The 12,995-nt window shown below is 46.0% G+C and carries 12 protein-coding genes; 7 read left to right on the top strand and 5 right to left on the bottom strand.

Translation table 11 applies throughout. The features are described 5' to 3' along the window. Window positions 1–49: 49 nt before the first annotated feature. Both HGH90_RS07525 and HGH90_RS07520 read right to left on the bottom strand, forming a co-directional pair. Entirely contained in the window at window positions 50–433 is a 384-nt protein-coding gene (locus HGH90_RS07525; RefSeq protein ID WP_168762265.1) for an SdpI family protein, read from the bottom strand. An 86-nt stretch (window positions 434–519) separates the two neighbouring features. Next, entirely contained in the window at window positions 520–3,219 is a 2,700-nt protein-coding gene (locus HGH90_RS07520) for an AsmA-like C-terminal region-containing protein (protein ID WP_169190749.1), read from the bottom strand. Window positions 3,220–3,330: 111 nt separating this feature from the next. Here HGH90_RS07520 and HGH90_RS07515 point away from each other — a divergent pair, with 111 nt between their 5' ends. The 6 genes from HGH90_RS07515 (at window position 3,331) to HGH90_RS07490 (ending at window position 7,728) form a co-directional block, all read left to right on the top strand. After that, window positions 3,331–3,939 (top strand): TrmH family RNA methyltransferase, encoded by a 609-nt coding sequence (locus HGH90_RS07515; protein WP_168762267.1) that lies wholly within the window; start codon window positions 3,331–3,333, stop codon window positions 3,937–3,939. A gap of 408 nt (window positions 3,940–4,347) precedes the next feature. After that, window positions 4,348–4,941, top strand: a complete 594-nt coding sequence (locus HGH90_RS07510) for a hypothetical protein (RefSeq protein ID WP_169190748.1) — start codon at window positions 4,348–4,350, stop codon at window positions 4,939–4,941. Between the two features lie 292 nt (window positions 4,942–5,233). Continuing rightward, complete coding sequence (locus HGH90_RS07505; protein ID WP_169190747.1) at window positions 5,234–5,797, top strand: tyrosine-type recombinase/integrase; 564 nt, start codon at window positions 5,234–5,236, stop codon at window positions 5,795–5,797. After that, on the top strand, window positions 5,763–6,455 hold the full coding sequence (locus HGH90_RS07500; RefSeq protein WP_169190746.1) for a site-specific integrase: 693 nt from the start codon (window positions 5,763–5,765) through the stop codon (window positions 6,453–6,455). The genes HGH90_RS07505 and HGH90_RS07500 overlap by 35 nt, the downstream gene beginning before the upstream one ends. 31 nt (window positions 6,456–6,486) lie before the next feature. Beyond that, entirely contained in the window at window positions 6,487–6,915 is a 429-nt protein-coding gene (locus HGH90_RS07495) for an ORF6N domain-containing protein (protein WP_169190745.1), read from the top strand. 51 nt (window positions 6,916–6,966) lie between these two features. Continuing rightward, entirely contained in the window at window positions 6,967–7,728 is a 762-nt protein-coding gene (locus HGH90_RS07490; protein ID WP_168762272.1) for an SDR family oxidoreductase, read from the top strand. Between the two features lies 1 nt (window position 7,729). On the opposite strand, the gene HGH90_RS07485 is transcribed toward HGH90_RS07490, so the two are convergent. The 3 genes from HGH90_RS07485 to HGH90_RS07475 form a co-directional block, all read right to left on the bottom strand. Then, window positions 7,730–8,299 carry an ester cyclase gene (locus tag HGH90_RS07485; protein ID WP_168762273.1) on the bottom strand — a complete coding sequence of 190 codons (570 nt, stop codon included), beginning with the start codon at window positions 8,297–8,299 and terminating at the stop codon, window positions 7,730–7,732. 144 nt (window positions 8,300–8,443) lie between these two features. After that, window positions 8,444–10,822 (bottom strand): ribonucleoside-diphosphate reductase subunit alpha, encoded by a 2,379-nt coding sequence (locus tag HGH90_RS07480; protein ID WP_168762274.1) that lies wholly within the window; start codon window positions 10,820–10,822, stop codon window positions 8,444–8,446. Window positions 10,823–10,927: 105 nt separating this feature from the next. Continuing rightward, window positions 10,928–11,902, bottom strand: a complete 975-nt coding sequence (locus HGH90_RS07475) for a ribonucleoside-diphosphate reductase small subunit (RefSeq protein ID WP_168762275.1) — start codon at window positions 11,900–11,902, stop codon at window positions 10,928–10,930. A 450-nt stretch (window positions 11,903–12,352) separates the two neighbouring features. On the opposite strand from HGH90_RS07475, the gene HGH90_RS07470 reads away from it, so the two are divergent. Then, window positions 12,353–12,994 carry an ATP-binding cassette domain-containing protein gene (locus tag HGH90_RS07470; protein WP_169190744.1) on the top strand — a complete coding sequence of 214 codons (642 nt, stop codon included), beginning with the start codon at window positions 12,353–12,355 and terminating at the stop codon, window positions 12,992–12,994. The last annotated feature ends 1 nt before the right edge of the window (window position 12,995 follow it).

Genomic DNA, 12,995 nt, shown 5'->3' with positions numbered 1-12,995 from the left:
GGGTTTATAATTACAGGTGGGCGTTGCGAAAGCAGCGCCTTCTTTGTTTTTATTCGGGAAGTATGCGGTTACCGTCTTTATCGAAGTGACGGGTGAGCTCCCACTCGGTATCGCCCACCATGTACATAGTACCAGCTACCACGGCACCGATGGTAATGTACAGGAACCAGTCAGATTGCCGGTCGAAAACCAGGGCACAGGCAATACCTGTCAATATCAATATCACGCCTATACGACGGGAGATATAGGCCGCGTATTCATTGGCGGAACGCCACATTTCAGGCGTTTTGGTAGACAGGAAACTGCGGTAGCCGTACCATGATTTGGTGCTTTTGGGTGGGTAGCGGTGAATAAAGAAGCCCATGAAAAAGAATAATGCACCCGCAAAGATAGCAGCGTTACACCAGGTAGAGTGGAGGAAAGGTAACAACATGGTCCGGGGTTTTGGTTACCATAAGTTACGGAAAAAAAGTGAATATAAGTTCGGTCCCACTACAGGTGGGACCGAACTTATATTCATTAGTGTTTGGTGGTATCGGCGGTATTGTTCTTCTTCTTAAACAGACCGTTTAAGGTATTCTTCACAGATTCGCCGGCTTGTTTACCCACATTTTCCAGCGGTTTACCGTTATGTGCGGAATCTTTTTTACCGCTGAGCTGATTTTTTAACTCGTCTTTCAGGGTGTTGACGGCGGTATTTTTGATCTGGTTCAGGCTGTCTTTTACCGTGTTTTTCACCGTATCTATTTTATTTTTTACCAGTTCAGCTGCCTGGTTTTTCAGGCTGTTGGCTGATTCGCGTAAGTCGGTTTTTACGCTGGGCTTCATAATGTTTCCGCTCATTAACACCTGTAGGTGTACGCTGTCGCCGATATTCACAGGGATACCTTTGCTTTGCGCCTGCGATGCCAGGCTGTTGATCAGGTTATTACCAGCAGCGCCCATCAGGCTGCGTGGGAGGGCCAGTTGCAGGGTATAGTCGAGAGACTGGTCAAATCCATGCGAACCGGCAATATCCATACGCACACCGTTAACTACTACCTTAAATGGATTCACTTTCACACGACCGTTTTCAAAGGCGAAATAGTTTTTAATATCACGCAGCGACAGGTCTTTCAGCTGGGCTACATTCAGGGTGTTGGCGAGCTGGTCTACCGGGGCAAATTGTTTCAGGAACCCCTGGATCAGTAGCAGGTTGCCATCTCCGGTAAGGGTATTTAGTTCGGGCGACATATCCTTGCCCAGTTTACCGTGCATAGTGAGCTGGGAGGTAATTTTACCGGAGAGGAATTTACCGATAGGCATTAACTTTTGTACCGTATTGAAGGTGTTGAACGTTTGCTGTACATCGAGGTTCTGTACATTGTATGCCAGGTTAATATCCGGGTTGGTTTTGCTCGCTTTGGTGCTGTAGCTGCCGTTGATTTCCATAGTACCCTGCAGGGCATTGGCTTTGAGCTGCTGCATGGTCACCGTTTCATCTTTTACCAGCAGGTTACCGGATACATTAGTGAGATCGGCTTTATCGTAGTGGATTTTATTAACGGTTGTTTGCAGGCCGATGTTCAGGTTGGCCGGCACGGCAAACGGCATGGCAGTGGCGCTGTCTTTCTTGGTGGTTTCTTTGCTGGCGGCAGGAGTAGAACTGGTTGTTCCCATCCATTTATCCAGGTTGATTTCATCGGCTTTGAAGTTCAGCTGGCCATCCAGGGGAGCATTTTTCAGCGTATAGGCGAGCAGGTTATTAACTGCGCCATTGGCTTCGAAATTAGTGCCCAGGTATTGTCCGTTCAGTTCTTTTACCGTTACATTTTTCGGATTGAACTGTAAGAAGAGGTTATTCACTTTTACGCCGTCTGGATAATCCTTGCTTTTATAGAGCATATTGCTCAATTGCAGGGTGCCAGCGGCATAGAAGCGATCGTATTGTTGTTTTTCGATGGCGCTCATATTGCCTTTGGCGCTGATATCGGCATCCAGCAGGCCGGTTAGGTTAGTGCCTGCCTCCAGTTTCACGAACTGGCTGATTTTGGAGAGGTCCAGTTTACCTTTGGCCGCGGCATCTACGTATAGGTCGGATACCGGTGTTTTAACCAGCATGCGCAGGTCCAGCGGGGTATTATCCATTTCCAGGTGGCCGGTAGGCATATCTACCACGGTATGATCAGGAACGCCATCAGGGTTGCTGATTTTCATGGCTATCTGGATATTCTTCACTGGCTTAGGCAGATCCGGATATTGGAAGAAACCATCTTTTACATTCAGATCCAGTCCAAATGACGGCATTTGCGTAGGGGAGTAGTTGCCCTTTACGAACCCGGCAAAGGTGGCGGTACCACTGGTTTTTATCTTATCGAAATCTGTTTTATATACCGCAGGCACCAGCGACAGCAGGTCCTTGAAGTTGGTGGAAGGCGCTTTAAAGCTCATATCCATACCATAGGTAGAGTCATTTACCAGCCTGAAGAGGCCTTGCAGGGCCAGTTCCAGGTTATTGAGCGAAGCTTTACCATCTTTCAGGGTATAGGTACTGGTTTTGTTATCGATCTGGATACCTGCATCCAGTTTGGTTTTTACCTGCGATAAATACGGGATGAGGCCATACCGGAAGGTAATACCATCGGCGACGGTACTGGTTTGCAGGAGGAATTGGTCCTGGGTGAAGTCGCCCTGTCCCTGGTGGGTAAGGCCGGTAACCAGCAAGGCCATATTACCCTGGCGGTCTTCATAGCTGATCCAGGCATCTTCAATTTTATACTGTTGCAGGCTGAGGGCAAATTTACTTTGCGCAGTATCTGCCGAATGTGCGGCTGCCGTATCAGGTTTCATGATATTCCAGTTGGCGGCGCCATCTTTATTCACAATGGCGTGTATGCGTGGTTGTGAGAGCGCGATATTGTAGATATCCATCTTGCCGCCATTGATAACGCTCATCAGGTTGAGCGCCACGTCTATTTGTTTGGCAGCCAGCAGGGTATCGGAAGAAAATTCGCCGGTACCTACTACCTGCAGGTTTTCGAGTCCTACCGACAAACGGGGAAAATGACGGAATAAGCTGATATCCACGTCTTTAAAATCCACCTTGGCAATGAGCCGGTTATTTAGCTCTGTTTTTACAATGGCGATAATTTTGTCTTTGAAGAAATAGGGAATGGCGAAAGCGGCCACTATCAAGACCAGTACTGTGATGCCCACAATTTTCAGGATCTTCTTGAGCATAGGTTAATTTTTGTTTTGGGGGTGAAGATAAGCATAATGTGGAAAGCAGGAAATAGGGGTGTAAATACCATCTCTGGGCTATTTTGTACTTTTGCGCCATAATAGCAGCATATGACACCAGAAAGAAGGGAAAGGCTACTGTCGGTTTTAAACAGGCGGCAGGCAAATTTAACAGTCGTGTTGGAGGATGTACAAGATCCTCATAATGTGTCGGCCGTGATGCGTACCTGCGATGCCGTGGGCATACAGGACGTTTATATTATCACTTCCCGGGAACCCCGCAGGAAGAACTGGGGACACCGGAGCAGCAGCAGCGCCAAACAATGGCTCACCATCCATGATTTTGATAATGCCGCCGAGTGTTTTGCGGCGCTACGCCGTCAATACGATAAAATATTAACCACCCACCTGGCTGCCGATGCAAAGAGTCTTTATGACATCGATTTTACCGGTTCTATAGCCCTGGTTTTTGGGAATGAACAAAATGGAGTTAGCGAGGAAGCCCGCGCCCTGGCCGATGGCAACTTCATTATTCCGCAAATGGGTATTATCCGTTCGTTAAATATTTCCGTTGCATGTGCCGTGAGTATTTATGAAGCCATGCGCCAGAAAACACTGGCGGGGCATTATCAGCAACAAGGATTGCCGGATGCGCAGTATAATAGTTTGTTGGAAGAGTGGGGGTTTAGGGGAGAGGAATTGGAGGAGGAGCAGAAGTAGGGGAGCTATATCCTTTAAAAGTATAATTTTTTTTTATTTAAATGTTTCGCTTACCTTCATAAGGTAACGTTAATCAGTGAACTATAATCCCGATTTTTGACAATTAATTCTCTGTACTTGTATTTCACTAGCGTCAACCAATATATTTTAAAATGAATAGTTAACACCAGCTAGCAGCTGAGTCATTTTATATCCTATACAATATGTTTAGTAAGTGTTTCCCTACATTTAGGCAATGTTCTTTGCCCTTTTGATTATTTATTTCCCCTCTTTTGTTGTGTTTGTTTACCTCCACCTCTGCGCAGAGTAATTTAGTGGGGATAACAGATAATATTAAGAATGTAACTCCTGAGGCGGCACTGCTTCCTGTTATACCTGGATGAAAGCATAGAGCAGGATGATCGCATCATGGATTATCAGCGGAAACTAAGTGCAGGTAAGGTAAACGGTACTGCCGAACAACAGGCCCGCCAGTTGTTACAGAATGTGCAACGTATATTAAAACCGGTAGCCGTCCGTAATCCTTACGCAGAGCTGTTAAAGATACCGAAGGAGGTTTTTAAACAGCGCCGTACCAATGTGCATTACCTTGCCTTTATAGAAGTGATTACCTTTTATAAGCAATACCAGAGGGAGTTACAGGCGGACCCGCTAACAGGCGAATGTTATATTGAAACAACCATAGATGATATAAGGCAGGCCAATGAGCTGATGAAAGGCATACTGTTGCGTAAAAGCGATGAGCTGAGCGGTGCTACCCGTCAATATTTTGAGCAGCTTAAAAAGTACCTGGAAAGCAGTGGTGAAAGGACTTTTACCAATAGTAGTATCCGTAATGTGCTGCGTGTTCCGTTAAGTACGGTAAAACGCCATCATACCGCCTTGTTACAGGTGGGCTACATACGGCAGGTGGAAAACCGCTACACTAAAGCATATCACTATGAAGTATTGAGTTATGAAGAATACCAGCAGTTACAGCAACGTATTGTTACTACTGGATGAAGTGACAGAAGGGCTCAATAGCTCACCAGCAGCCCATCAGATCAGTGAGCCGGATAAACGTAAGAAAAAGAAGCAGTTAGCCTAACGGCTCACGTTATACGAAGCAAACATACCGCACACAAAAATTTATTGTCATGAAACAGCTTGACTTAAAAAGTGAGGCCTACCGTTATATTGTCCAAAGTTACGGCGAATGGTTAGGTACACTTGTTTACAATGGGCAAACTGTTTACCAGTTGCCCAGCCATGTACAGGAGTTCCTGTATTACGCTGAAAGCAAGGGTTACATCAGTTGGATATACACCTGTTTAAAGATCATTATTATAAATTAAAGGGTCGGTCTAATCAGCGCCGGGGTGGCGGGTTAAGTAATAGCTATCTAAATAAACATTTACAGGCGTTACAGAAGTTCGGGGACTACCTGCGGCAAAGCGGCAGGCTACTGCTTCCCAAGCTGGATATACGCACAGAGAGCGGAGAAGGCATCATCACAGATGTGTTAACCCAGGAGGAAATAAAACTACTTTTTGAAACTACCTACCAACCCTATGAATCCCGTAAACATGATAAGGGCAGCCAGTTTTATGAAACCATGCAAATGCGTGATCGTGCCATGCTGGCCGTGTTCTATGGTTGCGGGTTAAGAAGGAACGAAGGTTATCATCTTGATACCGGTGATATACACTTCCATAACTCCCTGTTGCATGTATGTAAAGGCAAAGGTCATCAGGAACGTTTTGTTCCGCTTACCCGTCAGGGGCTTACCTACCTGGAACAGTACCTGTATGGTGCGCGTCCTTATTTTATCAACGGGAAACAGGATGCCCTGTTTGTTGGGTATAGTGGTCGGCATTAAAGATAACCCCGCCAGCAGCATCAAGATACAGGGCATTAAACGCCGTTCTTATTATGATATTTTAAGTCCTGCATCACTGGAAGAACTGTATCAGAATTATACTACTAATATCACTCATGAACCCGGAAAGATGGTACCACCGCGGGAGTTGAACATTTTGTCCAGACGTCGTAACAGGGTAATAGTGGGGCTGTTGGTGTATCAGGGTTTACGTGTGGAAGAAGTGGCAGCATTAAAAGTACCTGATTTACAGTTACGGGAAGGTAAGATTATGATACATGCCAAACGAAGAACTGCGGCCAGGAATATGACGTTAGAGAGCTTCCAGGTGTATGAGATAATGGACTACCTGTATGAAGTAAGGAAACAGCTTTTACCGGAAGGAATAGTTACAGATCAGCTTTTTGTACAGCGTGATGGTGGTCGGAATTTTTATGGGGTTACTCATATGTTATTAAAGCAGCTACGGCAGATCAACGGGAGGATAAAGAATCTTGATCAGATCAGGACCAGTGTTATTATCCGCTGGTTAAAAGAGCATGATCTTAGGAAGGTGCAATACCTGGCAGGTCATAAATACGTAAGTTCTACAGAAGCATATAAACAGAATGTGCTGGATGGCTTACAGGAGGCTGTAACCCGCTACCACCCGCTATAAGAAGTATTTACTATAATCTTATATTTTAATCATGAGTAAAGAAAGAAACGAAATGGTTTTACCTGATGAAGTATTGATCAGTGAAATCTATTACATCAGAGGCCATAAGGTAATGTTAGACCGTGATCTTGCAGAGTTGTATGATGTAAAGTCAATACGGTTAAGGGAACAGGTAAAACGTAATATGGTCAGGTTCCCTGAAAACTTTATGTTCCAGTTGACGGATGAAGAGGTGGGAGGCATGGTATCGCAAAATGCGATACCATCCAAAAAGCACCTTGGTGGCTCTCTTCCGTATGTTTTTACTGAACATGGCGTGTTAATGCTGGCTAATGTTCTGCATAGTGAACGGGCTATGCGCTCTCCAATAACGATACTTCCAAGCCAGCATTTCGACGGCTTCCTGATGATCGAAATCAGTATTAATAATGATGATAGTCATTTTTGCCCGCGCAAGTAGTACCTAACTTGAAACAGCGAGATATTTTATCAAACTCGAAAATTTTCGAATATGGAAGCTACATTCAATAATAAAGTGGCTATTGTTACGGGAGGAAGTTTTGGGATAGGCCGCGCAACAGCGATAGCTTTTGCAAAACTTGGTGCGTCGGTAGTGATCGCAGACTGTGTAGAAGATACAAAACAAGAAACATTATTACAGATAAGAGCGGAAGGCGGTAAGGCAATATTTGTAAAATGTGATGTGAGTAAACCCGCTGATGTTACTGCGTTGATTGACAAAACCGTTAGCACATATGGCAGATTGGACTTTGCATTCAATAATGCAGGTATTGAGGGTACCGCTGCCGCTACGCGGGAATGTACATTGGAAAATTGGGAAAGGACATTGGCTGTAAATCTTACTGGTGTCTGGTTGTGTATGAAATATGAGCTGTCTTACATGTTACAGCAGGGTAGCGGTGTTATAGTTAATTGTGCATCTGTTGCGGGATTGATAGGTTTTCCCACACTCCCTGCATACGTAGCCAGTAAACATGGTGTGGTGGGGCTGACAAAAACCGCCGCCCTGGAATATGCAAAATCTGGCATCCGGGTAAATGCCGTATGCCCAGGTGTGATCAGAACGCCTATGATAGATCGTTTTACCGGAAAAGATAAGCGTGCGGAGCAACAGTTCCAGGATATGGAACCAATAGGGCGCATGGGAGATCCCGCTGAAGTAGCAGCAGCGGTAGTATGGCTTTGCTCAGATAATGCATCCTTTATTACAGGTACTGCTTTGCCGGTTGATGGCGGATGGACCTCGCAATAAATTATTTCCCCAATCCAATCTGCTTCATCATCGACGCATTATCCCAAAACAACATTTCTTCCTTCATTTTACCATGCTCCCAGTGGCCTACTGTACACATCGATAAGTGGAATGACTTACCGGTAGGTGCTATCGTTTTCCCATCTCCCACAGGCATAGGCTTACTGAAAGTGCCAGTCATTACCCCTATTACGCAGGTCCAGTCGCCGGAACCAAATCTAACGGGGTGTTCTTTGATTTTGGTGTCGGGCGCAAAGGTAAAGAGTGGTTCCAGTTGTTTGATATGATCGGGGAGCCCTTTAGTTTGGCTACCATCGGGGTAGGTGACTACAATATCCTGCGCGTGGCTGACACTTAAGGAATCCCATTGCTGGTGGCTGTAGAAGTCAAAGTCGAGGGTGTCGAATCGTTGCAGTCTTTGTTGGGTGAGGGCTGCATCGTCGGTATATTGTTGTAATACTTTCTGTAAGGAGTCCACCTTTTGTTGGAGGTTATTGTTGCTATTAGTGTTTTGTTGACAGCTGCTTATAATTGCTATGAGCAATAGCAGGAGTAAGTACTTGCTTTTCATAAGGAGAGTGTTTTGTATTTAATAACAACGGAGTATGGTGGTTGGTTGCATTCCTTCAAACAGGTGGTATCACAAGGTGTGATACCACAAAAAAATCCCCACCGCTGTAGCGGTGGGGATTTGCATTTATACTTACATAAACCCTTATGCGCTGCAGGTAACGCAACCTTCTTCCATGGTACATACCGCGCCCACAATAATTTCTTCTTCCTGGTTGCCACCGCTGCCGGCTGCCACCACAGGTTGAATTTGCTGACCGCCTTGTTTTTCCACGGTAAATTGTACCGCCTGGGCAGCTGCTTGTGTACGCAGGTAATACATACCTGTTTTCAGTCCTTTCTTCCAGGCATAGAAGTGCATGGAAGTCAGTTTACCGGTGGTAGGGGTGTCTACGAACAGGTTCAGTGACTGTGACTGGCAGATGAACGCACCGCGGTCGGCGGCCATGTCAATCAGGTTACGTTGCTTAATTTCCCAAACTGTTTTGTACAGTTCTTTGATATTGGCTGGTATTTCGGCAATGTTCTGTATAGAGCCATTGTGCGAAATAATTTTAGTCTTCATGTCATTATCCCACAGGCCCAGTTCTACCAGGTCTTTCAGCAGGTGTTTGTTTACCACTACAAATTCTCCACTGAGTACACGGCGGGTGTAGATGTTGGAAGTGTATGGCTCAAAGCACTCGTTGTTCCCCAGGATCTGGGAGGTAGAAGCGGTAGGCATTGGCGCCAGTAACAGGGAGTTACGGATGCCGTCTTTTACGATCGACTCTTTCAGGGCAGCCCAGTTCCAGCGGGAAGAAGGTGTTACGCCCCACATGTCGAACTGCAGAATGCCTTTGGAGGCTGGTGAGCCTGGGAATGTTTCGTAAGCGCCGTCTTTCTTGGCCAGTTCGTGGGAAGCAGAAAGGGAAGCGAAGTAGATGGTTTCAAATATTTCGCTGTTCAGCTTTTTAGCTTCGTCGCTTTCAAACGGATAACGCATCAGGATAAACGCATCGGCGAGACCCTGTACACCCAGACCAACGGGGCGGTGGCGCATGTTGCTGCGTCTGGCCTCTTCTACCGGGTAGTAATTGTGGTCAATGATTTTATTCAGGTTGAGGGTAGCCTGGTAGGTTACCTCGTATAATTTTTCGTGATCAAATTTACCGTCAATAACGAAGCGTGGCAGGGCCAGGGAAGCCAGGTTACATACGGCTACTTCGTCGGAGGAAGTATACTCGATGATTTCTGTACAGAGGTTGGAACTCTTGATGGTACCCAGGTTCTGCTGGTTGGATTTGCGGTTGGCCGCATCTTTATACAGCAGGTAAGGATTACCGGTTTCGATCTGTGCATCCAGGATAGCAAACCAGAGGTCTTGTGCTTTCACGGTTTTGCGGGCACGGCCTTCTCTTTCGTATTGCTCGTAGAGGGCTTCAAAGGTTTCACCCCAGCAGTCGTGCAGTCCTGGCGCTTCATGTGGACAGAACAACGCCCAGTCGCCATTGGATTCTACACGTTTCATGAACAGGTCGGGCATCCAGAGGGCGTAAAACAGGTCGCGGGCGCGCATTTCTTCTTTACCGTGGTTCTTGCGCAGATCCAGGAATTCAAAGATGTCGGCATGCCAGGGTTCCAGGTAAATAGCGAAGGCGCCTTTACGTTTACCACCGCCTTGGTCTACATAGCGTGCGGTATCGTTGAATACGCGCAGCATGGGAATGATACCGTTGGAAGTGCCGTTGGTACCGCTGATATATGAACCGGTAGCGCGGATGTTATGAATGCTTAAACCGATACCGCCGGCGCTTTGGGAAATCTTAGCCGTTTGTTTCAGGGTATCGTAGATACCTTCAATGCTGTCGTCCTGCATGGTGAGCAGAAAGCAGGAAGACATCTGTGGTTTAGGCGTACCTGCGTTGAAGAGGGTAGGCGTGGCGTGTGTAAACCAGCGCTCGCTCATCAGGTTATATGTTTTGATGGCAGCGTCAATATCGTCTTTGTGGATACCTACGGCTACACGCATCAGCATATGTTGCGGGCGTTCCTGTACTTTACCGTCTGTTTTCAGCAGGTAAGAGCGTTCGAGGGTTTTGAAGCCGAAGTAGTCATAGGCAAAGTCGCGATCGTAGATGATGCTGGAATCCAGGATATCTGCATTTTTTCTAATGATCTCCCACACGTCATCAGATAGCAAGGCGGCTGATTTACCGGTTTTAGGATCAATGTACTCATACAGTTTCTTCATCGTTTTGGAAAACGACTTGATGGTATTTTTATGCAGGTTACTTACTGCGATGCGGGAAGCCAGCAGGGCGTAATCCGGGTGTTTCGTGGTGAGGGAGGCCGCAGTTTCGGCGGCGAGATTATCCAGTTCGCTGGTGGTGACCCCATCATACAAACCTTGTATCACTTTCTTTGCTACATCTATCGCATCAACATATTCTGTATTGAAACCGTAACACAGTTTTTCAATACGCGCAGTAATTTTGTCAAATTTTACTGCTTCTTTTCTTCCATCTCTTTTGATTACGAACATGGGTTTGTGAATTTAGGTTTTAACTGTCAGCCGTTTGCCAACAGCCAAAGAGGTTAGTAAATATGAATTTTGTTCGCTGCCCTGTGTTGCGCAGGGCCATTCCTACTAGAAGTCTTCTTCCAGGCTGAAGGTCTGAGCTTCCTTGCTGCCGCCCATTACACCTGATTTTTGATAATCTCCCACACGTTTCTCAAAGAAGTTGGTCTTACCCTGTAATGAAATCATTTCCATGAAGTCAAATGGGTTAGCCGCATTAAATATCTTGCGATAGCCCAGTTCAGCGATCCATCTGTCGGCCACAAACTCGATGTATTGCGACATCAGTTCGGCGTTCATTCCGATCAAACCAACTGGCAGGGCTTCCGTAATAAATTCTTTTTCATAGGATACGGCATCACGGATGATGGTATGTACCTGTTCTTCACTCAGTTTGTTTTCCAGCATGCTGTACAATAGGCAGGCGAATTCGCAATGCAGACCTTCGTCACGGCTGATCAGCTCGTTAGAGAAGGTAAGTCCGGGCATCAGTCCTCTTTTCTTTAACCAGAAAATAGAGCAGAAGCTACCACTGAAGAAAATTCCTTCTACGGCGGCAAAGGCTACCAGGCGCTCTGCAAACGTACCGTTCTCAATCCAGCGCAATGCCCATTCGGCTTTCTTTTTCACTGCGGGAACGGTGTCGATGGCGTGGAATAAACGGTCTTTTTCTGCCGGATCTTTCACATAAGTGTCGATCAACAAAGCATATGTTTCAGAGTGAATGTTTTCCATCATGATCTGGAAACCGTAAAAACAACGGGCCTCCGGGATCTGTACCTCACTCATAAAATTGACTGCCAGGTTTTCATTTACGATACCGTCGCTGGCGGCAAAGAAGGCCAGTACATGCGATATAAAATGACGCTCCCCATCATTCAGGGAGGCCCAATCTTTCAGGTCACTACTCAAATCTATTTCCTCGGCTGTCCAGAAACTGGCTTCATGCTTTTTGTATTGCTCCCAGATTTTCGGGAATTTGATCGGCAATAACACAAAACGCTCCTTGTTCTCTCTTAGAAGAATTTCATTCTCGTTACTCATCGTTAATTATTTATATGGGTACTGTCGAAAGGTTTTTGGTTTTTCTGATTGGGGTCAGCATACTGACATCTACACGCTTCCTCTGCCACCATTCATATTTCAACATCTCTGCATCCTAAAAATCCATACGCTCAGGATTACAAATGTAAGCATCCGGTTAAGGGATGGAAGATATAGTTTTCAACAGGTGTGGAAAAACAGTGGGAACATTATCGGAACGCAGTGATGTAGCATGTTTCACGGTTTTTGTATACCTCGCATATGCAATATCATTTGCATGTGAAAAAGTGGTGTAAAAAAGAATAGATATATGACAATTTTTTTTCCTTTACGGCTAAATCCATGACCTTCAATAGGAAAAAAGCCCGAAAAAATTTTTGTTAAAAAGACTTCCCCTTATAGATATATATGCGTTAATTTTTCATATTTACACCTTTAAGATATACACATATGTCCGACCCGGTTATCGCCCTTCATGCGGTTAAGAAAAATTACCAGGATGTTCCTATCCTGGATATCCCCCGATTGGAGCTCTCAAAGGGCATCTACTGGCTGCAGGGCGAAAATGGCGCCGGCAAAACCACCTGTATGAAAGTAATGGCCGGGCTCATTCCCTTCAAAGGCGAAATCCTCCTGCAGGGAAATGTGAGCAGTCGCCAGCACCCGGTACAGTTCCGCCGCTTGATCAACTACGCCGAAGCGGAGCCGTTATACCCGTCTTTCCTTACAGGGCGCGACCTGCTCGAGCTGTACCTCAATACCAAAGGGGGCGACCGGGAAGAGATACAGGATATCAGTGAAAGAATGGGTGTGGATATCTATGTGAATAACCCGGTAAGCAGCTACTCCAGCGGCATGCTGAAAAAGCTGTCCCTGCTCCTGGCCTTTACCGGCACCCCCGCCCTCATCCTGCTCGATGAACCCCTCATCACCATCGATACCCGCGCACTGATGGTACTATACGACCTCATTCGCACCTATAGCGCCAAAGGCGTTTCTTTTTGCATTACTTCCCACCAGGCACTGGACGAGGAAGAATTAACGGTCACGGGCACACTGAAAGTAGCTCATAAAAATATTACGCTCAGTTAAT

The sequence above is a fragment of the Chitinophaga sp. Ak27 genome, from assembly GCF_012726295.1.
Classification (GTDB): domain Bacteria; phylum Bacteroidota; class Bacteroidia; order Chitinophagales; family Chitinophagaceae; genus Chitinophaga.
Note: the sequence above shows the minus strand (reverse complement) of the source record. Positions and strands in the feature narration are given on the sequence as shown.

What these genes read in the sequence shown, in the direction of transcription:
- HGH90_RS07470 (WP_169190744.1), top strand. Translation starts at nt 12,353, where the DNA reads ATGTCCGACCCGGTTATCGCCCTTCATGCGGTTAAGAAAAATTACCAG.
- HGH90_RS07510 (WP_169190748.1), top strand. Translation starts at nt 4,348, where the DNA reads ATGGATTATCAGCGGAAACTAAGTGCAGGTAAGGTAAACGGTACTGCC.
- HGH90_RS07515 (WP_168762267.1), top strand. Translation starts at nt 3,331, where the DNA reads ATGACACCAGAAAGAAGGGAAAGGCTACTGTCGGTTTTAAACAGGCGG.
- HGH90_RS07520 (WP_169190749.1), bottom strand. Translation starts at nt 3,219, where the DNA reads ATGCTCAAGAAGATCCTGAAAATTGTGGGCATCACAGTACTGGTCTTG.
- HGH90_RS07525 (WP_168762265.1), bottom strand. Translation starts at nt 433, where the DNA reads ATGTTGTTACCTTTCCTCCACTCTACCTGGTGTAACGCTGCTATCTTT.
- HGH90_RS07485 (WP_168762273.1), bottom strand. Translation starts at nt 8,299, where the DNA reads ATGAAAAGCAAGTACTTACTCCTGCTATTGCTCATAGCAATTATAAGC.
- HGH90_RS07475 (WP_168762275.1), bottom strand. Translation starts at nt 11,902, where the DNA reads ATGAGTAACGAGAATGAAATTCTTCTAAGAGAGAACAAGGAGCGTTTT.
- HGH90_RS07480 (WP_168762274.1), bottom strand. Translation starts at nt 10,822, where the DNA reads ATGTTCGTAATCAAAAGAGATGGAAGAAAAGAAGCAGTAAAATTTGAC.
- HGH90_RS07500 (WP_169190746.1), top strand. Translation starts at nt 5,763, where the DNA reads ATGCCCTGTTTGTTGGGTATAGTGGTCGGCATTAAAGATAACCCCGCC.
- HGH90_RS07495 (WP_169190745.1), top strand. Translation starts at nt 6,487, where the DNA reads ATGAGTAAAGAAAGAAACGAAATGGTTTTACCTGATGAAGTATTGATC.
- HGH90_RS07490 (WP_168762272.1), top strand. Translation starts at nt 6,967, where the DNA reads ATGGAAGCTACATTCAATAATAAAGTGGCTATTGTTACGGGAGGAAGT.